This window comes from Ruegeria sp. ABF4_144, from assembly GCF_056160045.1.
In genome coordinates this window covers 2,368,383-2,388,138 of sequence record NZ_JBSWWK010000001.1, presented here as the reverse complement: position 1 = coordinate 2,388,138, position 19,756 = coordinate 2,368,383, and the positions used below count along the sequence as shown (strand labels likewise).

Below are 19,756 nucleotides of genomic sequence, written 5' to 3'. Positions count from 1 at the left end.
GTTTACTTGCGCGGGATCCGTGGAATGCGGGACTGCGACAGCTTGTATTTGTGTTCGGGGTGGGGTGGGTGACCGTGGGTGCGGCTCCAGAACGCAGGTCCGCCGCGTTTCATCCATAACGGGATGCACAGGATCAGGCCGACAACAAATCCGCCCGTATGCGCCCAATAGGCGACGCCGCCTTCGTCTGGGTTGCTGGCAAGGCTGCCCACGAACTGAATACCCAGCCAGATACCCAGCATAATAAAGGCAGGAATCGTGAAGACCCGAAAATAGACAATCAGGATTAGCAAGACATCCACTCGGGCCTTGGGGAACAGCAGAAGATAGCCCCCCATAACTCCGGCGATTGCACCCGAAGCACCGATGGTCGGCACAACCGAGTCCGGTGCGGTCACGACGTGGATCAGGCCTGCTCCAACGCCAGCGACCAGATAGAATAGCAGGAAAGGCAGATGGCCCATCTCGTCTTCGAGGTTGTCGCCGAAGATCCATAGAAACAGCATGTTCCCGGCAAGGTGCATCCAGCCACCGTGCAGGAACATCGAAGTCAAAAGCGTTTCCAGCGCAAATCCGTCGGTGATCCGCACCGGGATGACCGCGTAGTCGAAATAGAACCGGTTCATGAACTGATCGTTACCCATGAACCCCACATAGCTGAGGAAAATCAATATATTGGCCGCCATCAGAAGATAGACGATATACGGTGTGCGCCCCGAGGGGTTATGGTCGCGGATCGGAAACATGTGGCGACGCTGGGCTTTTCCCGGCCCAGCGTCAAGGTACGGTTACGCCGCACCTCCCAGCAGGGCGGCGTTGCCGCCTGCAGCGGTGGTGTCAACGCAGACGTGGCGCTCTCCCAACACGCGTGCGCGGTCCGGATGACCGGGGATCAGCGGCACGATAGGGCCTTTGCGGCGGGCCAGATGACGTTCAATTTCACGCGCGGCGACGTCGTCTCCCCACCAGAGCACACCAGAGAAACCGGTGGCATTCTCAAGCCGGTGCAGGTCCATCATGCCGGTTGCCTGAATGGCCGTCCCACCCAGAGCTTTCACTGCCTCGGCCTGCGCCTTCGCGGTCTCGGTCCCCGGTCCCATGCACAGCAGCGGGGCACGAGGGGTCTCACTCAACCGGTTGGATTCACCGGTCGGGCCGGGCAGGGATTGAGTGCGAGTTGCAGCGGGCTGACCCTGGGGCGCGGGCAGGTCGCCCATTGTAGTTTCCCATTCGGTATCGCTGGTCTGACGATCCGGCGCGCAGAACCGCGCCATGTAGTTGGGGCCGCCCGCCTTGGGGCCGGTGCCCGACAGACCTTCACCACCGAAGGGCTGAGAGCCGACGATGGCCCCGATCTGGTTGCGGTTGACATAGATGTTGCCCGCGTGGATGGCCTCGGTCACATGTTGCACGCGGTCGTCGATGCGGGTGTGCAGGCCAAAGGTCAGCCCATAACCGGTTGCGTTGATATCTGCGATGACCTGATCAATCTCGGATGCCTTGAACCGCGCCACGTGCAACACTGGGCCAAAGATCTCGCGTTCCAGCGCCGCAATGCCCGGCAGTTCGATAAGGGTAGGAGCGATAAAGGTGCCCTCGGGCGGTGTGGCCAGTTCCTTTAGAACCCGCCCTTCGCCGCGGGCCTGCGCGACGTGATCCGCAATGCCTTGCCGTGCGTCCTGATCAATCACCGGGCCGCAATCGGTGGCCAGCCGCCACGGGTCCCCAACTTGCAACGCCTCCATCGCGCCTGTCAGCATGGTCAGCAGATCGTCGGCGATATCCTCTTGCACATAGAGGCAACGCAGGGCCGAGCATCTTTGTCCCGCAGACTGAAACGCGCTTTCAATGATGGATTGTACAGCCTGTTCGGGCAGAGCGGTACTGTCCACGATCATCGCATTCAACCCGCCGGTTTCCGCGATCAGAGGCGTTCCGGGCCGCAGGTTCTCTGCCATGGCCGCGCGGATTTTCAATGCCGTCGCAGTCGAGCCGGTGAACGCCACCCCAGATACACGTGGGTCCGACGTCAACGCCGCCCCAACGGATGGACCGCCAGGCAGCAATTGAAGCACGTCACGCGGTACGCCGGCCTCGTGCAGCAATTGCACGGCGCGGTGCGCGATCAGCGGTGTCTGTGGCGCAGGTTTGGCCAAAACAGCGTTGCCCGTGGCCAGTGCGGCGGAAATCTGGCCAGTGAAGATGGCAAGCGGGAAGTTCCACGGGCTGATGCAGGTGAACGTGCCTGCCGGTTCTTCCTGCGAGATGTTGGCGGCATAGTAGCGCAGGAAATCTACTGCCTCGCGCAGTTCGGCCACTGCGTCGGGAACGGATTTTCCTGCCTCTCGGGCCAGCAGTGCGAATAGCTCGCCGAAATGCGCCTCGTACAAGTCGGCTGCGGCGTTCAGGATGTTCGCGCGATCCGCAGCAGGGGCATGCCAAGAGCTTGCAGAAGCCAGAGCCAGTTCAACATCTCCTGCGCTGGCAGGGGCCACGGCACCGGGGCGGTCCTGCGGGTTTGCCGGGTTGGTCACGGGCTGGTCGTCTTCGGGCCGTGCGTCCACCGACAGCAACGGCTGTGCATACCAGTGATGCGCGCGGAACTCGTCCCGGGCCGCATCGACCCCGTCAAGCGTCGGTGTGTGGTGCAGGTCGAATCCCTTGGAGTTTGGCCGTTCTGGTTCAAACAACTCAGGGCCGGTTGGCAGTGGGGACTTCGGCTCCTGTATAGTGACGAACGGGTCAGCGGCCACTTCTTCCGGTGGTACTGTTTCATCCACGATCTGGTTAACGAAGGACGAGTTTGCGCCGTTTTCCAGCAAGCGTCGCACAAGATAGGCCAGAAGGTCCCGGTGCGCCCCTACCGGAGCATAGATCCTGCAGCGTGTTTTGTTTTGATCTTTGACAAGCTGGTGCAGGGTTTCGCCCATGCCGTGCAGGCGCTGGAATTCGAAGGGCTGATCGTCGGCCATATGCAGGATTGCGCTGACAGTATGGGCGTTATGGGTGGCGAATTGCGGGTAGATCCGGTCGGTCATGCCCAGCAGTTTGCGGGCATTGGCGACGTATGAGATATCGGTTGCCGCCTTGTAGGTGAAGACAGGGAAACCATCGACGCCCTCAACCTGCGCGCGCTTGATCTCGGTATCCCAGTAGGCGCCTTTGACCAGCCGCACCATCAGCTTGCGGTCATGACGTTCGGCCATGTCATAGAGTGTATCCAGAACGATCCCGGCGCGCGGGCCATAGGCCTGCACCACGATCCCAAAGCCGTCCCATCCGGCCAGAGCGGGTTCGGCCATTACCTCTTCGATCACCTGCAGAGACAGCGAAAGTCGGTCGGCTTCCTCGGCGTCGACGTTCAGGCCCATTCCCGCTGCCTTGGCAAGCAGGCACAAAGCGCGCAAGCGGGGCGTAAGCTCCTCCATCACGCGCTGTTCCTGTGCGATTTCATAACGCGGGTGCAGCGCCGAAAGCTTTACGGAAATCCCGGGATTGGCGCGGATATCGTCATGGGTGCAAGCATCGGCAATGGCGGCAATCGCGCGCGAATAAGAAAGGTGATAGCGCGCGGCGTCGGCCTCTGTGCGCGCGGCCTCGCCCAGCATGTCGTAGGAATAGGTGTAACCCTTGGCCTCCATCCCGCTGGCGCGATCCATGGCGGATTGGATGGTTTCGCCCAAAACGAACTGGCGTCCCATCTCTTTCATCGCACGGCCCACGGCGGTTCGGATCACCGGCTCTCCCAATCGCTTTATCGCGCCACGCAGCGCGCTGACTGGGGATGTCTTGCCTTCGTCCAGAACCTTGCCCGTCAGCATCAGCGCCCAAGTCGAAGCGTTTACCAGCGAAGACGAGGACTGACCCAGATGCTTGCCCCAATCGGATGGCGCGATCTTGTCTTCTATCAGCGCGTCGATCGTTTCGGCGTCTGGGACCCGCAGCAGCGCTTCGGCCAGACACATCAGCGCGACGCCTTCATCGGTAGACAGCCCGTATTCTGCGAGGAAAACTTCCATCATGCCCGGAGAGGTGCTGGAGCGGATGTCGCGCACCAATTGCGCCGCAGCCGCGCAGATCGCGGCGCGGTCGGGTTCGCTCAGCTTTGCCTGTGCGATCAGGGTGTCCAGAGTTTCGGATTGATCGGCATAGGTCTGGCCGTCGATGTGGGTGCGCAGGCTGTGTGTCATGTATCCTCCGGGCTTTTGTTAAATATAGGATCGATTTTGCGGGACGATTGCCTTAATTTTGGGTCATGCTAGGTGAATGGACTGAAATTAGGTAAAGATACGATGCAAATGAACCGCCCTGATCTGGATCGGTTTGACCGTTCAATCCTGACGATTCTGGCCGAGGACGGGCGTATCTCGGTTGCTGACCTTGCGCGACGCATCGGGCTGTCGAAATCACCAACTCAAGCACGTGTGAAAAGGCTTGAGGCCGAAGGGATCATCACCGGATACCGTGCCTTGCTGGACCCAATCCGCCTTGGATTGGACCATGTTGCATTTGTCGAAGTGCGCCTGACCGATACGCGTGAGAAGGCGTTGGCAGAGTTCAACGCAGCGGTGCGCAAGGTGGCTGAAATCGAACAAGCCCATATGATTGCGTCGAATTTCGACTATCTTCTGAAAATCCGCACGGGTTCTATGTCGGAATACCGTGCGGTTCTGGCTGAGAAGATCTCATCCCTGCCGCATGTAGCCAATACCTCTACTTTTGTCGCGATGGAGGCCGTGAAGGAAACGGGCGTGTCCGGAGCTGTCGAAGGGATGGGTTGACGAACGACCTGGTGGCGTCACCATAGGTACATGAGACAGATCGCTTTTGCTTCCGCTTTTCTTCTTGCCTCCACTGCAGTTCAGGCTGCGGACTGCCCGGTTGCACCTGATCACAGTGCCGATGTAAACGGCGTGATCGCGCAAATCCAGCAGGCCGAAAACGAACAGGCCGCTCGTGCTTTGTCCAACCAACTGTGGGAATACTGGACCGACGCTCCGGATGAAAGCGCGCAGGCAGTGTTGGACCGGGGCATGACACGTCGCAATGCCTGGGATTTGTTGGGCGCGATTGAGGATTTCGACAAGCTGATTGCCTACTGCCCGTTCTATGCTGAAGGATACAACCAACGGGCCTTTGCCCATTATTTGCGACAGGATTTTGCAGCTGCCTTGCCCGATCTGGACAGGGCCATTGAGCTTTCACCAAACCACGTAGCGGCGATCAGCGGGCGTGCGCTTACCTTGTTGGGGCTGCAAAGAATCGACGAAGCGCGAGAGACTTTGAACCAAGCGCTGGAACTGAACCCGTGGCTCTCGGAACGCCATCTTCTGGGACCGGGCGGGCCGCTTGAACCGCCGGGACAGGATATCTGACGAAAACGCCCCCGAAACCGAATGGTCGGAGGCGTTTCCCTATGATTCAACCAACCAGACCGTTATCGGCGCGCTTGATCGCGATCACCGATGACCGCGGCGTGCCGCCATCGGGCCAGTTGCTGCCTGGATGCTGGATGCCAACGAACATAGTGCGCAGGTCGGTGGACCACGCCAGCCCAGTAACCTCACAACCGTTGGGGCCGGTCATGAAGCGCGCGATTTCGCCGGTGACCGGATCACCAACCAGCATCTGGTTGTTGCCGTGGCCTGCGAAATCTTCCTCGTTGTCATCATTCCCGTCAGTTTGAATCCAGACCTGGCCGGTGGAGTCGATGGCCATGCCGTCAGGCGAGTTGAACAGGTTGCCCTCGTTCACATTCGCCGAGCCGGCGCGGTCATCGGAATGCACGGTCGGGTTACCGGCCATGACATAAAGATCCCAGTCGAAGGCTTCGGCGGCGTGGTCTTCTTTGGCCGGACGCCAGCGTACAATCTGTCCGTACTTGTTGGCCTCGCGCGGGTTGGGGCCGTTAACTGCGGTGTCATCACCACCAGCATTCGGCTCGACGCCGCGGTTCTTGTTGTTTGTCAGGCAGCAATAGGCCTCGACCGCGACCGGGCTGGAGGCAACCCATTCCGGGCGATCCATTGTGGTGCCACCCGCAGCGGACGCTGCCATACGGGTGAAGATCAGAATTTCGGCCGCATCCATGCCGGTTGTTTCCGGTGTCAGCGGCAGCCATTCACCCGTTGCGTCGTCATTGAACTTGGCGACATACAGCGTGCCGTCATTCAATAGGTTCTCGGTCTCTCCACCTGGCTGGTAGGTGCCGTTCGAGACGAACTTGTAAAGGTATTCTCCCCGCTCATCGTCGCCCATATAAACGACAACACGACCGTCGACGGCCAGCGTTACTTCAGCGTTTTCGTGTTTGAAGCGGCCCAGACCGGTGTGCTTGACAGGCTTGCTGTCCGGCTTGGTCGGGTCGATTTCAACGATCCAACCCGCGCGGTGCGGCTCGTTCGGGTTTTTCGAAGTGTCAAAGCGTGGATCGAACAGTTCATACCCGTTCCAGCTTGTGGCTTTGATGCCATAACGCGCCATGCCATCCGCGACCTTCTGGTCATAGGCCGCATTCTCGTCGGACGAACCGAAATAGCCGTTAAAGTTCTCTTCGCAGGTCAGATAAGTGCCCCACGGCGTCTTGCCCGAACCACAATTGTTCATGGTGCCCAGCGAGGTGGTCCCAGTCGGATCGGCCTCGGTCTTCAGTAGTTCATGACCGGCTGCAGGGCCGGTGATCTTCATGGGCGTATTGTGGTGGATGCGGCGGTTGAAGGGGCTGTCTTTGACAACCGACCAGCCATCCGAGCCTTCGGTGATTTCCATCACGGTAACGCCCTGCAGGTTCTGCAGCTTCAGGACGTCGTCAGCGCTAGCGGGAACGCCTTCGTTTGCGGCGGGCAGGTTGATCTTGCGGTTCGGAAACTCGTGGTTGATCGCGATCAGCTCGTGGCCCTGAAACGAGAACGTCTCCATCCCGTCGGTGTTCTCGCCGAAGATGCGGTCCGATTTTTCGACTGCGCCACCATCGGTAAGGTCGTAACCGTCTGCGTCGGAAAACAGCGGGTCGCCCCAGCGCATCAGCATTTTCCATTCGTACCCTTCTGGCACGTGCACAGTGCCGTCGGTCTGCGTGGCAATCGGAGTGAACGCAAAGCGCGAAGCGCCAGCAGCCTGGACCGCAGTTGACCCCATCAGGCCAGCGCCCATGGCTGCAGCACCCGAGCCAAAGGCCAGCACACCGCCCAGAAATCCGCGACGTGAAATGGCGCGTTCGACAACACGGTCAAAGTCGTTTTCTTCGGGGCGGGGGAAGTGCAACTCGTCCCAGTCGTCAGCAGACAAGTTGGTAGGGTCTACGTTGGTCATCGATGGCTCCTAGCTGTCGTATGGATTGCGATGAAATGGACTTAGGGTGTCTTTGTGACAGGTTGTTAACAGCAATCTTAAGGGCGGCATCCGAGGCAACAAAAAAACGGCTTTGACTGAGCGTATAAACGCGCCAAGTGCCAAAAAATGCACGTAAGCTTTCCCGCGGAATTGGGCAGCGGGCAATGATCACCTTTGCGTGAAGCGTATTCTCAACGCAGGCGTTGGCCCGCCGCATCAAAGCGATAGGCCTTGTCGGCAGAAAAGGCGAATCTCAGTTCCTCACCCTCTGCGATCGCGTGCTGACCGAACAGCCGTGCGGTCAATGCATGGTCCTGCACCCTGGCGATGACGTTGGTGTCGCCACCCAGTTTTTCCACGTGGCTGACCTGCGCGGCCAGCGGGCCGTCATCGGAGAGGAACAGATCTTCGGGGCGGATACCGATGGTGTTCTGGCCATCCCCCAGCAAACCCTCGGGCAGAAAGTTCATCGACGGAGATCCCAGGAAACCGGCGACAAACTGGTTGGCGGGGTTGTTATACAGTTCCATGGGGCTGCCGATCTGTTCCACCCGCCCGTCACGCAGCACAACGATCTTGTCGGCCAGCGTCATCGCCTCGGTCTGGTCATGGGTCACATAGATCATCGAAGCATCCAGCGCCCGGTGCAGGTTGGCGATCTCGATCCGCGTGTTCATCCGCAGTGCTGCATCGAGGTTCGAGAGCGGCTCATCAAACAAGAACAATTTCGGTTCGCGCACAATAGCGCGCCCGATGGCGACGCGCTGGCGTTGACCGCCGGACAGCTCAGACGGGTAGCGGTCCAGATAGTCCTCAAGATTCAGCATTTGGCTGGCCTTGGCGACGCGTTCTTCGATCACTGCTTTGGACTGCTTTTCTTGCTTTAGCGCCAGCGTCATGTTCCCGCGCACGTTTAGATGGGGGTAAAGTGCATAGCTTTGGAACACCATCGCGATCCCGCGCTTGGAAGGCGGCACCAGATTGACCTGTTGACCGCCGATATTGATCTCGCCCGAGGACGCGTCTTCGAGCCCTGCGATCACCCGCAAAAGGGTGGACTTGCCACAACCCGAAGGGCCGACGAAGACGACGAACTCACCTTCCTCGACCTCAAGCGTGATGTCTTTTAGGACATGCACATTGCCAAAGGACTTGTTCACATTGGTTAGGGTCAGAGCGGTCATGATGTGGGCTCCTTCAGCGAAACGGGTCGGCCTGTTCGAATGCTTTCATCGGCGGCCAGACAAATTGCAAGGGATTGGACGGCGTCAGCCATGTGGCGCGTCAGGTCGATGTTTTTCGCGATGGCGCGCAGCATATAGGCTTGTTCCGCATCGCAGAGTTCCTGGTGGCCAGGCTCATCGGGCATTTCGATGGTTCGGTCTCCGTTTGGCGTATGGACCAACAGACCACCGACCTTGGTGTGGCCGTCGATATCGGCAGATGCGCCTTTGTTGCCGTCGGTGATCGAAACCGAACCGTTGGGGGAGACGATGTCTTTCACAAAGAACGCCGTCTCGGACATCATCGGCCCCCATCCGGCCTCGTACCAGCCGACCGAGCCGTCGTCGAAGATCACCTGAAACTGGCCGTAGTTATACATGTCTTCAGCGATCTCATCGGACAGGCGCAGGCCCATGCCGTGCACGCGAACGGGCTGCGCATCGGTGATCTGGCACATCACATCCACATAGTGCACGCCGCAATCGACGATGGGTGAGGTTGTCTGCATCAGTTTCTTATGCGTCTCCCACTCCGCCCCCGAGGATTGTTGGTTCAAGTTCAGACGGAACACAAAAGGCCCGCCCAGATCGCGCGCCTCAGCGATCAGGCGTATCCATGACGGGTGGTGGCGCAAGATATATCCCACGACCAGTTTGCGGTTTAGTCTGGTGGCGGTTTCCACAACGCGCCGCGCGTCGGCGACATTGGTGGCCAACGGTTTTTCTACGAACACATGCGCACCAGCCTCCATCGCAGCACAGGCATAATCGGCATGGCTGTCGGAATAGGTGGCGATCACGACCAGATCAGGGCTTGTCTCGGTCAGGGCAGTCTGAAAATCGGCATAGGCCGGATAACCTGTCAACTCGGGGTGATTTACGCGGCCGGACCGGTTCACGAGGCCAACGATCTGCGCATCCGGGTGGTTGTGATGAGCCAGCGCATGGCTCAACCCCATATTGCCAAGGCCTGCAATCAGAACACGGGTCATTTGACAGCTCCTGAAGTGATGCCGCGGATCAGCTGGCGCGAGAAGATGACATAAAGCACCAGCACCGGCAGGATCGCCATCGACAGCGCCGACAACACCGCGTTCCAGTCGGTGACGAATTGGCCGATGAAGACCTGACTGCCCAGCGTGAGCGTTTTGGTTTCTTCCGCCGGGGCAAGGATCAGCGGGAACCACAGGTCATTCCAGATCGGGATCATGTTGAAAACGGCCACGGTCGCCATCGCTGGTCGCACCAAAGGCAGAACCAGCCGGAAGAAGATCGTATATTCCGAAAGCCCGTCGATACGGCCGGCATTTTTTAAGTCATCACTTACCTGCCGCATGAACTCTGACAGGATGAACACCGCCAACGGTAACCCTTGCGCTGTGTAAACAAGTATTAGGGCCCAAAGCGTGTTCACCAACCCGGTGGCCACCATCATCTCAAGGATCGCAACGGTGCCGATGCGGATGGGGATCATGATCCCTAGCGCCAGATAGAGCCCCATCAGCAGGTTGCCCTTAAACTGATATTCCGACAGCGCGTAGGCCGCCATGGCACCGAACAGCAGGACAAAGAACAATGACGCCACGGTGACGATCATCGAATTCTGGAAATAGAGGAAGAAGTCCCCCTGCTTCATGACCGTCTCATAGCCGATCATTGAAAAGCTATCGGCATTCGGCAGGGCCAGTGGTTCGCGAAAGATCGCGCGACGTGTCTTGAAGCTGTTGATCAGGATCACGAACACCGGGAACAGGGCGATCAGCGTATAGAGGATCAGCGCCCCATGCATTGCGGCAGTGTTCAACGGGTTTTGGCGTGCTTTGTTCATCGCGCGGCCCTCACAGCTGATACCGGCGCATCCGGGTTTGGATGCCGAACAGGTAGATGCAGACACCCACGAGAATGATCGCGAACATGGCGCCAGCGATGGCCGATCCCATATGCGGATCGCCCAGTTGCAGCTGGAAACCAAAGAAGGTGCGGTACATAAATGTGCCCAGAATATCGGTTGAGAAATCCGGTCCGGCCAACGCGCCTTGGGAAGCGTATATCAGGTCGAACGCGTTGAAATTGCCAACAAAGGTCAGGATTGAGATGATCCCGATCGACGGCAGGATCAGCGGCAGCTTGATCTTCCAAAAGGCCGAAGCCCCGGTGATGCCGTCAATCTCTCCGGCTTCCAGAATTTCCTCAGGGATGGTCAACAGGGCGGCATAGATCAGCATCATCGGTATGCCGACAAACTGCCAAACCGAGATCAGCGCAAGTGTAGTCAGGGCGTATTCCTCTTTGCCCAACCAGGGAGCGAACAGGGACTTGAGGCCGATAGCGTCCAGCATCGAGGGCGCAATGCCCCAGATCGGTGACAGGATCAGCTTCCATGCGAAGCCGACGATCACAAAGCTGAGGATCGTGGGGATGAAGATTGCCGACCGGTACAGCGCGGCAAACCGCAGTCGCGGATGGCTCAGCAGCGCCGCCAGCGCGATTCCGATGGGGTTCTGCACCAGCATGTGGATCAGGAAGAACCAGAAGTTGTTCCCTAATGCATTCCAGAATTGCTCGGACCAGACCGGATCAAAAAACAGCGTTTGAAAGTTCTGCAACCCTACGAATACACGGGTCTGGTCGACCTCGGTAAACAGAGCCAGCCGCAACGTGTTGAACAGCGGAAAGATCATCACCGCCGTATAGACCAGCACGGCGGGTGCCAGAAATACGACGATATGCCAGCGGATGCGGGGGCGGTTCATGGGTCAGCTTTCAATGAAGTGTCGGGTGTACCCGGGCGTGCATTTCCGCCCGGGTAGATGTCAGCTTACTGGTGCGGGGCGTACCAGCTGGACAGGCCTTCCTGCAGCTCGGCGCCCAGTTCTTCGGGCGACTTGGCGCCCTTGATGGCAGCGACCGAAGCGCCCCAGGTCTCATTTTCAAGGTTCGGCGTGCCGCGCGACAGGATCTGATAGGTCGAGCGGATGGTCGATTCACATTCCTCGCGCCAGCCGACGATTTCCTTGGCCAGCGGGTCCTGCAACTCCACCGGAGTGCTGGACAACGGGAAGAAACCGGGCAGCGCATTACCAAAGATTTCGGCAAACTCGGGGCTTGCGACCCAGGCCAGGAAGGTCTCAGCGGCCTCGGGGTGCTCGGTGGCGGCGTTCATGCCGATGCCGATATCGGTGTGGTCCGAGATATAGCAGGTGTCGCCTGCATTGCGGACTGGCGGCTTGAATGCGCCCATCTCAAAATCGGCCTGCGTATTGAAGCCCGAGATTTCCCACGATCCGGCGGGATAAATTGCGGCACGACCAAGGGTGAAGATGTTTTGGCTGTCGGGATAGGTCTGCGCCTCATACCCGTCGCCCATATATTCAGCCCAGCGGGCGAGGGTCGCGTAAGGGGCTGTCCATGCCTCGTCGGTCAGTTTCTGCTCGCCCGAGATCAGCGCCTGACGGCCTTCCTCGCCCTTCCAATAGTTCGGGCCGATGTTGTTGTAACCCATCGTGGCGGCTTCCCACTGGTCGTTGGTGCCCATGGCCAGTGGGATATAGGTGCCGTCTTCCCGGATCTTGTCGAGCGCGGCAAAGAACTCATCCTCGGTGGTGGGAACCTCGATGCCGAGTTCGTTGAACGCGTCCTTGTTGTAGATAAAGCCATGGATCACCGAGGCCATCGGAACGCAGAAGCCGACCGCACCGTCGTCCGTCTGCCACGCTGATTTCGCAACGTCCGAGAAGTTGCCCATCGCATCGACACCAGACAGGTCGGTCAGGTGGCCGGCTTCATACAGCGCCAGAGAGGCGTCGAATGGGCGGCAGGTGATCAGGTCACCAGCCGAGCCCGCGTCGAGTTTCGAGTTCAGGACGGCGTTATACTCTGCCGGGGCTGATGGGGTGAACTGAATCTTGATGCCGGGATGTGCAGCTTCAAAGGCCGGGATGATCTGATCCTGCCACAGGGTCAGGTCATCGTTGCGCCAGCTTTCGATGGTAAGCGTCACGTCCTCGGCGAGGGCGCTTGTGGCCATCAGGGTCGTACCCAGCAAGGCCAGCTTCAGGCTTTTATGTGTCATTGTTCTCTCCCATTTGTTGGTCGTTGTTAGTTTTGCGCCAGTGCGGCAGTCAGAATCCCGTTGTTTGCTTGTAGACGCGCCGAGGCATCTTTGGCCGACAGGCCCTGTGCGGCGATCAGGATGGCGGGTTTTACCTCACCGTTTGCCGCGTCTAGCGCTTGCTGCGCGGTTTCGGCATCCACGTCGGCGATCCGGGCAACGATCCCGGTTGCCCGCGCCCGTAGCTTGTGGTTGTCAGCATGCAGGTTGACCATCATCCCACCGTGTACATGGCCCAACTCAACCGCCATTAGCGACGACAGCATGTTCAACGCGATCTTCTGTGCCGTTCCTGCGCCCATGCGGGTCGAGCCGGAGATCAACTCTGGCGGTGTGGCCAAAAGGATTGGTATGTCTGCATCTTGCAGCAGCGGGCTGCCTGCATTGTTGGCAATGCCGATCACAGTTGCATTGCGGGCGAGGGCGATTTTCATGGCGGCTAGGGTGTAGGGCGTTGATCCACTGGCCGACACCGCGATCACCGTGTCTCGTGGTGTCAATGCGCTTAGTACGTCTTCGAGTCCGTCGGTCGCGTCTTCGGCTCCGCCCGGCATTTGGACGCCGGATGGCAGACCGCCAGCCATGTGGATACGCAGGCGGTCAGGGGGGATTGAGAATGTGCCCCCCAACTCCTGCGCGTCGGCTGCCGCCATCAGGCCAGATGATCCGGCTGCTGCGAAATGCAGCACACCATCGGCGCGGATGGTCTCTGCCATGGCAGCGGCGCCGCGGGCAACGTTGTCCAGCGCGCCGCGGACGGCGGTGGCCGCAGCGATCTGGCCCTCGGCCAGCGCGCGCGCCGCACTGACCAGGTTGCCTTGGGTCAGCTGTGCAGCGTCAGGGTGCAATTGTTCGGTCGGCGGCAGCGTCAAGAGAATCCCCCCGTAAGTTCGTTATACGATACCTATCTAATACCACTTGTCTATATTTTTCTTTTGTCGCGAACTTTTGTCCGTATTTTCAATATATAAGCGGTGATGCTCCAGGATTTTGTGGAAAATTGGCTTTCCTGAAGTAAAAAGGTATTATAATGGTATTGTCATGGTTGAGTCTCGAAATAGCGCCGTATTGGCGGTGGATGGTGGCGGAACGCGCTGCCGAGTAGCCTGTGAAATCAATGGGGTAACCCGTTGCGTTGAAACGGGCGCCGCCAATGTTTCGAGCGATTTTGACGGAGCGCTTGCGCAGATTCGGGCTGGGTTTGATGCTTTGTCCCGACAAGTCGGGGTTGATATCGCTGACTTGCGCGGCTGGCCTGCCTTTGTCGGCCTTGCAGGTGTTACCGATGATGTCATAGCCGAGCGGTTGCGCGACGCTCTGGGGCTGACCTGCTCGCGAGTCGAGGATGACCGCCCTGCTGCCGTTCGCGGTGCGTTGGGGGCGCAGGACGGACTGATCGCGCATTGCGGCACTGGTTCGTTCCTTGCGATTCAGTTGGATGGCAAGATGCGATTTGCTGGGGGCTGGGGTTCGGTTCTTGGGGATGAAGCCTCGGCCCAGTGGGTCGGGCGTCGGGCCTTGTCCGAAACGCTGTGCGCCCATGATGGTACGCAGATTCAGACCGGTTTGACGCAAAAGCTGCTGGCCGATTTGCGTGGTACGGCTGGAATCGTGTCTTTTGCCGGGTCTGCAACGCCGGCGCAGTTCGGCGTGCTTGCACCCGCTGTCACCGCCGCCGCACAGGCAGGGGATACTGTTGCCGTGGAAATCGTGCAGGCCGGAGCTGACTATATCACTGAAACAGCGAACCAGCTGGGTTGGCAAGCGGGCAGGGCGATCTGTCTGACCGGCGGGATCGCCGGGCACTATGCGCCTTACCTGCCGAACGAGATGCAGTCTGCCATTCGTCCTCCGAAAGGAGAGCCCCTAACCGGCGCGTTGGCCATGGCCAAGGAGGTCCGCCATGAGCATCACTGACTTCCTGCGCGCCGATCAATGGTTAAGCCCTGATAAGGGCCCGCGCTATGTCCAGTTACGGCGCAGGCTGCAAGAGGGGATCGATACCGGCGTGCTGGCTCCGAACGCCTCACTACCCTCGGAACGGGAACTGGTAGAGATCACCGATCTGTCGCGGGTTACTGTCCGCAAAGCGATACAGGAACTGGTTCAAGAGGGTGTGATCGAACAGCGGCAGGGGTCGGGTTCCTTTATTCGTGAACGCGTGCCGCGGGTCGAGCAATCGCTGACACATCTGACGTCTTTCACCGAGGACATGTCGAGTAGGGGTATGCGCACAACCTCGAAATGGCTTGAGCGTGGAGTCTTTGCGCCGACCTCGGAAGAGGTCGAAGCGCTGAGCTTGAAGGAAGGCGAACAGATTTCCCGTATCTACCGCCTGCGTGAAGCGGATGGCCGTCCGCTAGCTTTGGAACGCGCCGCGTTGCCGCTGGATATCCTGCCGAACCCGATCGAGGTGACGACCTCACTGTATGAGGTGTTGGAGGGTTTGGGGCGGCGGCCGGTACGCGCGGTGCAGAAAATCTCGGCCCTCAATCTGGCTGCGCGCGAAGCGGATCTGCTGGACGTGCCTGAAGGGGCCGCCGGTTTGAATATCGAACGGATTTCATTCCTCAAAAACGGTCGGGTCGCTGAGCTGACTAGATCACTTTATCGCGGTGACGCCTACGACTTTGTCGCCGAATTGCGTTTATAGCCGGAAAGGCCGGAAAACATGACTGAATACAGTTCGAAAATGCGTCAGGAGATACTGGAAATCCCTGACGCCGTTGATCGGCTGCTGAGCCAGGGCGTGCCGCACATTCAGGGCGCGGCTCAGTTGGTCAAAGATGCCGATCCCGGATTTCTGATAACTGTGGCACGGGGATCGTCGGACCATGCCTGTGTGTATCTGAAATATGCGGCGGAATTGCTGCTGAACCTGCCTGCGGCGTCGGTCGGACCGTCGGTCAGTTCGATTTATGGGGTTGAGTTGCGAGCTAGTGGCGCGCTGTGCCTGTCGGTGTCGCAGTCGGGCCAAAGCCCCGATATCGTTGGTATGACACGGTCGCTGAAAACTGGCGGCGGAGTGACTGTCGCCATCACCAATGACGAAGCCTCACGGCTGGCAGGGGTGACGGATGCGGTGCTGCCTTTGCACGCGGGGCCTGAGCTGAGCGTGGCTGCGACCAAGACATTCGTCACCTCGCTGGTGGCGGGACTTTGGTTGTTGGCCGAGATCAAGGGCGACAGTGAATTGACCGCCGCGATCCGGTCCCTGCCGGATCACTTGGCGGAGGCCGCGCATTGCGATTGGTCGGCGGCGGGTAAGGCAATCACAGGCCGGTCGCTGTTCACGCTAGGCCGCGGACCGTCCTATGCGATGTCCAATGAGGCCGCGCTGAAGATAAAGGAAACCTGTCAGATTCACGCCGAAAGCTATTCAGCGGCCGAAGTTCTGCATGGGCCAGTCTCAATCATCGAAGAGGGGTTCCCTACCATTGTGTTTGCCGCAGCGGACGCGGCGGAACAGGCAACAGCCGAGGCTGCGGATGCTTTTGCCGTCAAAGGGGCTGCGGTTTTCGCAGCCACTAACAAGGTAACCCGCGCAAAAAGCTTGCCGGTGGTACGAACCGATCACTGGCTGACCGACCCTATTGCCACCATCACTTCGTTTTACAGTATGGTCGAGGCCGTGGCCCGCGCTCGGGGAATCGACCCGGATGCGCCGCGCCATCTGAGAAAGGTGACAGAGACGGTATGACCTCAGTTTCAGTGACATTTCGCAACGGGGCTCTGTTCGATGGCGGGCGCCTGCATTTCGGTCAGGCGATTGTATTCCGTGACGGGGCGCTGGCCGCGCTTGTACCTGAAGAACAAGCGAAAAACGAAGGGCAAGTCATTGACCTGAACGGAGACATTCTGAGCCCCGGATATGTTGATCTGCAGGTCAATGGCGGCGACGGGGTAATGTTCAACGATGACCCCTCGGTCGAGACGATCCGACGAATTGCCGAGGCGCATCGCCGGTTAGGTGTGGCGTCATTGCTGCCGACCCTGATCACCGACACGCCCGAGAAAACGCAGGCGGCCATCAGGGCCGCGATACAGGCGGTGCGAACTGGTGTTCCGGGCGTGGCCGGGCTGCACCTTGAGGGGCCGCACCTGTCGGTCGCACGCAAAGGGGCGCATGACGGCGCACTGGTTCGCCCGATGGGGGACACGGATCTGGCGGCTCTGATCGCGGCTGCAGGGGAGCTGCCGTGCCTCAAGGTGACCCTCGCGCCCGAATCCGTGTCAGAGCAGCAAGTAAAGGCTTTGTTTGATGCGGGCGTTCTGGTGTCGCTGGGCCATACTGACGCGGATTTCGCGACCTGCCAGCGCTATGCCACGGCGGGCGCGCGCTGTGTGACGCATCTTTTCAACGCCATGAGTCAGTTGGGCAGCCGTGAACCTGGTCTGGTCGGGGCGGCCCTGGCCAATGGCGGCTTGTCGGCGGGGCTAATCGCCGATGGCATCCATGTTCACCCCGAGGTTATGCGCGCCGCATGGGCCGCCAAAACCGCGCCCGGTCAGGTGTTTCTGGTCAGCGATGCCATGGCGGTTGCAGGTACAGATCAGACAGAGTTCGAGCTTGAGGGCCGCCGGATCGCGCGGACCGACGGTCGCCTTACGCTTTCGGATGGAACACTTGCTGGGGCCGATCTTGATCTGACAAAAGCCATCCACAACCTTGTCACGCAGGTGGGTGTACCGCTGCAAGAGGCACTAGCGGCCGCGACCACCTATCCGGCGTCACTGATTGGGCAATCGACGGCGCAGCCGTTGCAATATACGTCGACGATCCGGATTTCGTCGGATCTTAGTGCATGTGATTGGCTTCCGATACAGGGCTAACACAGCGGCCAATTGCGGTTTGCTGAAGCTGTGCGCAGAAATTGGATTCCACCGTCGAACGGCGCTTGACGGCGTCAGGCGCATCCCTTAAACCGACCTGCGCTGAGCGGGCGTCGTATACTGGCTATTACCTCAGCCTTCCAAGCTGATGAAGCGGGTTCGATTCCCGCCGCCCGCTCCAAGTCAGCCCCTAAATTCTGCGTCAAATGGCCCTGCGAAGGGATCAATTCGCATTGCGCAGCTTGACCCGGCGGTGCACTGCCGCCAAGAAGCGGGCAAATGAATGCGAACTTGAGTTAAAGGCCAAGCATGGCAAGAAGAGCCTCAGCCAGTCCGGCACAGCAATCTGCACCCGGTGCCAGCGAAGAGCGTGCCGGGTCCAAGAAGATTGGCGTTCTGGCGTCACTCTGGCCGTTCATGCGGCCTTATCGGTTGCTGATGATCGGCGCGACGCTGGCATTGGTTCTTACCGCCAGCATGACTTTGACCTTGCCGCTGGCTGTGCGCCGTGTGGTCGACAACTTCCGTATCGAAGATGGCGAGTTGCTGGATTGGTATTTTCTGGCCGCGCTGGGCATTGCCGCCATTTTAGCCTTGGGTACAGGCTTGCGCTATGCGCTGGTGACGCGTCTGGGTGAACGTGTAGTGGCCGATATCCGCATGGCAGTGTTTGACCGCGTTATCGGCATGAGCCCCGAGTTCTACGAACGTATCATGACCGGTGAGGTCCTGAGCCGGATCACCACAGACACGACGCTGATCCAATCGGTGCTGGGATCGTCCGTCTCTATCGCCTTGCGCAATATGCTGTTGTTCCTTGGCGGTCTGGTGCTGATGTTGCTGACCTCGGCCAAATTGACCGGGATGGTGATGCTGTTGATCCCGATCGTGGTAGTACCGATCCTTCTGTTGGGTCGCCGTCTGCGCGTGATCAGCCGCGAAAATCAGGACTGGATCGCGGCGTCGTCCGGTAACGCGGGCGAGGCGCTGAGCGCGGTGCAAACGGTGCAGGCCTTTACCCACGAACATGCCAGCCGCAAGCAATTTGATGACATGACCGAGACCTCTTATGTCGTCTCGCTACGTCGGATTCAGACCCGCGCGGTTCTGACGGTCATCGTGATTTTCCTGGTATTCACCGGCATTGTCGGCGTGCTGTGGATGGGTGCCAATGACGTGCGCAACGGCGTTATGACCGAAGGGGTGCTGATCCAGTTCGTCATCTACTCGATCATCATGGCGGGGTCGGTCGCGGCCCTGTCCGAAATCTGGAGCGAGCTGCAACGCGCCGCTGGCGCGACCGAGCGACTGGTCGAGCTGCTGAACGCGCAGGACACCGTCAACGACCCGGCCAAACCGGCCGCGCTGCCGTCGCCGGTTCGGGGTGAGATTCGCTTTGACGACGTCACTTTCCGTTACCCCTCGCGCCCGGACGTCGTGGCGCTGGAACACCTGTCGCTGCAGGTCAATCCGGGTGAGACGGTGGCCTTTGTCGGCCCCTCGGGCGCAGGCAAGACAACCGTCATCCAGATGATCCAGCGGTTTTACGACCCAGCCTCGGGGCAGGTCATGCTGGACGGCGTCGATCTGCGTGACATCGACCGTGCCGATTTCCGCAAACACATGGCGCTGGTGCCGCAGGACCCGATCATCTTTGCCACCTCTGCCCGTGAGAACATCCGCTTTGGCCGTCTGGATGCCTCGGATGCCGAGGTTGAGACCGCCGCCCGCGCCGCTGCTGCACATGATTTCATCTCGGCACTGCCCGAGGGCTATGACAGCTTCGTCGGGGAGCGTGGCGTGATGCTGTCAGGTGGCCAGAAACAACGCATCGCCATTGCTCGCGCGATCCTGCGCGACGCGCCGGTGCTGCTGCTGGACGAGGCAACCTCGGCGCTGGATGCGGAAAGCGAACGTGCCGTGCAGGGGGCTGTCGACCAAATGCGCGCTGGCCGAACCACACTGATCGTTGCGCACCGGCTGGCGACGGTAAAAAAGGCAGATCGGATCGTTGTGATGGAGGCCGGGCGCATTGTGGCGCAGGGCACTCATGACGATCTGGTGGCGCAGGATGGCCTGTATGCCCGTCTGGCGCGTCTGCAGTTCACAGACGGTATAGCCGCCGAATAAAGTGACGCTGGGGCAATGCGGCTAAGTCCGCAGCGTCATTCTACCTCTTTGCGGCCTTCACAGCTAAGGCCTTCCTTGCACCTGTGCGGTTTTGCTTCCATCTTGGCGGTGGATGCGAAACCCGTGC

The 19,756-nt window shown here is 59.6% G+C and carries 16 protein-coding genes and 1 tRNA gene; 8 read left to right on the top strand and 9 right to left on the bottom strand.

Annotation, left to right across the window (positions count from 1 at the left end; translation table 11 throughout):
* Positions 1–2 precede the first annotated feature (2 nt).
* Both ACXAGD_RS11975 and putA read right to left on the bottom strand, forming a co-directional pair.
* Complete coding sequence (locus ACXAGD_RS11975) at positions 3–746, bottom strand: rhomboid family intramembrane serine protease (RefSeq protein WP_475210899.1); 744 nt, start codon at positions 744–746, stop codon at positions 3–5.
* A 42-nt stretch (positions 747–788) separates the two neighbouring features.
* Complete coding sequence (gene putA / locus ACXAGD_RS11970) at positions 789–4,190, bottom strand: bifunctional proline dehydrogenase/L-glutamate gamma-semialdehyde dehydrogenase PutA (protein ID WP_475210897.1); 3,402 nt, start codon at positions 4,188–4,190, stop codon at positions 789–791.
* A 102-nt stretch (positions 4,191–4,292) separates the two neighbouring features.
* Here putA and ACXAGD_RS11965 point away from each other — a divergent pair, with 102 nt between their 5' ends.
* Both ACXAGD_RS11965 and ACXAGD_RS11960 read left to right on the top strand, forming a co-directional pair.
* Positions 4,293–4,781 carry an Lrp/AsnC family transcriptional regulator gene (locus ACXAGD_RS11965; protein WP_475210896.1) on the top strand — a complete coding sequence of 163 codons (489 nt, stop codon included), beginning with the start codon at positions 4,293–4,295 and terminating at the stop codon, positions 4,779–4,781.
* A gap of 30 nt (positions 4,782–4,811) precedes the next feature.
* A complete protein-coding gene (locus ACXAGD_RS11960; RefSeq protein ID WP_475210894.1) occupies positions 4,812–5,375 on the top strand; it encodes a tetratricopeptide repeat protein in 564 nt (187 codons plus the stop codon).
* Between the two features lie 46 nt (positions 5,376–5,421).
* Here the strand turns inward: ACXAGD_RS11960 and ACXAGD_RS11955 are convergent, their stop codons facing one another.
* From ACXAGD_RS11955 to ACXAGD_RS11925, 7 genes are all read right to left on the bottom strand, one after another.
* Positions 5,422–7,311 carry a PhoX family protein gene (locus ACXAGD_RS11955; protein WP_475210892.1) on the bottom strand — a complete coding sequence of 630 codons (1,890 nt, stop codon included), beginning with the start codon at positions 7,309–7,311 and terminating at the stop codon, positions 5,422–5,424.
* Between the two features lie 212 nt (positions 7,312–7,523).
* Positions 7,524–8,516 carry an ABC transporter ATP-binding protein gene (locus tag ACXAGD_RS11950; RefSeq protein WP_475210890.1) on the bottom strand — a complete coding sequence of 331 codons (993 nt, stop codon included), beginning with the start codon at positions 8,514–8,516 and terminating at the stop codon, positions 7,524–7,526.
* Complete coding sequence (locus tag ACXAGD_RS11945; RefSeq protein WP_475210889.1) at positions 8,513–9,547, bottom strand: Gfo/Idh/MocA family protein; 1,035 nt, start codon at positions 9,545–9,547, stop codon at positions 8,513–8,515. Before ACXAGD_RS11945 ends, ACXAGD_RS11950 begins: the two co-directional genes overlap by 4 nt.
* A complete protein-coding gene (locus ACXAGD_RS11940; protein WP_475210887.1) occupies positions 9,544–10,383 on the bottom strand; it encodes a carbohydrate ABC transporter permease in 840 nt (279 codons plus the stop codon). Before ACXAGD_RS11940 ends, ACXAGD_RS11945 begins: the two co-directional genes overlap by 4 nt.
* A 10-nt stretch (positions 10,384–10,393) precedes the next feature.
* Entirely contained in the window at positions 10,394–11,308 is a 915-nt protein-coding gene (locus tag ACXAGD_RS11935) for a carbohydrate ABC transporter permease (protein ID WP_475210885.1), read from the bottom strand.
* Between the two features lie 65 nt (positions 11,309–11,373).
* Complete coding sequence (locus ACXAGD_RS11930) at positions 11,374–12,627, bottom strand: ABC transporter substrate-binding protein (RefSeq protein WP_475210884.1); 1,254 nt, start codon at positions 12,625–12,627, stop codon at positions 11,374–11,376.
* A gap of 26 nt (positions 12,628–12,653) precedes the next feature.
* Positions 12,654–13,538: an N-acetylmuramic acid 6-phosphate etherase gene (locus ACXAGD_RS11925; protein ID WP_475210881.1), complete on the bottom strand. Its 885-nt coding sequence runs from the start codon at positions 13,536–13,538 to the stop codon at positions 12,654–12,656.
* A 169-nt stretch (positions 13,539–13,707) separates the two neighbouring features.
* On the opposite strand from ACXAGD_RS11925, the gene ACXAGD_RS11920 reads away from it, so the two are divergent.
* The 6 genes from ACXAGD_RS11920 to ACXAGD_RS11895 all read left to right on the top strand — a co-directional run bounded on the left by ACXAGD_RS11920 (position 13,708) and on the right by ACXAGD_RS11895 (position 19,629).
* Positions 13,708–14,583 carry a glucosamine kinase nucleotide-binding domain-containing protein gene (locus ACXAGD_RS11920; RefSeq protein WP_475210879.1) on the top strand — a complete coding sequence of 292 codons (876 nt, stop codon included), beginning with the start codon at positions 13,708–13,710 and terminating at the stop codon, positions 14,581–14,583.
* Positions 14,570–15,319 (top strand): GntR family transcriptional regulator, encoded by a 750-nt coding sequence (locus tag ACXAGD_RS11915; RefSeq protein WP_475210878.1) that lies wholly within the window; start codon positions 14,570–14,572, stop codon positions 15,317–15,319. Before ACXAGD_RS11920 ends, ACXAGD_RS11915 begins: the two co-directional genes overlap by 14 nt.
* An 18-nt stretch (positions 15,320–15,337) precedes the next feature.
* A complete protein-coding gene (locus tag ACXAGD_RS11910; protein WP_475210877.1) occupies positions 15,338–16,366 on the top strand; it encodes an SIS domain-containing protein in 1,029 nt (342 codons plus the stop codon).
* The gene (gene nagA, locus ACXAGD_RS11905) at positions 16,363–17,499 is read left to right on the top strand and encodes an N-acetylglucosamine-6-phosphate deacetylase (RefSeq protein ID WP_475210875.1); all 1,137 of its coding nucleotides are present in this window, start codon (positions 16,363–16,365) and stop codon (positions 17,497–17,499) included. Before ACXAGD_RS11910 ends, nagA begins: the two co-directional genes overlap by 4 nt.
* A 106-nt stretch (positions 17,500–17,605) precedes the next feature.
* Positions 17,606–17,680 (top strand) — tRNA-Gly (locus ACXAGD_RS11900).
* A gap of 128 nt (positions 17,681–17,808) precedes the next feature.
* Positions 17,809–19,629: an ABC transporter transmembrane domain-containing protein gene (locus ACXAGD_RS11895; protein ID WP_475210872.1), complete on the top strand. Its 1,821-nt coding sequence runs from the start codon at positions 17,809–17,811 to the stop codon at positions 19,627–19,629.
* Positions 19,630–19,756: the final 127 nt, after the last annotated feature.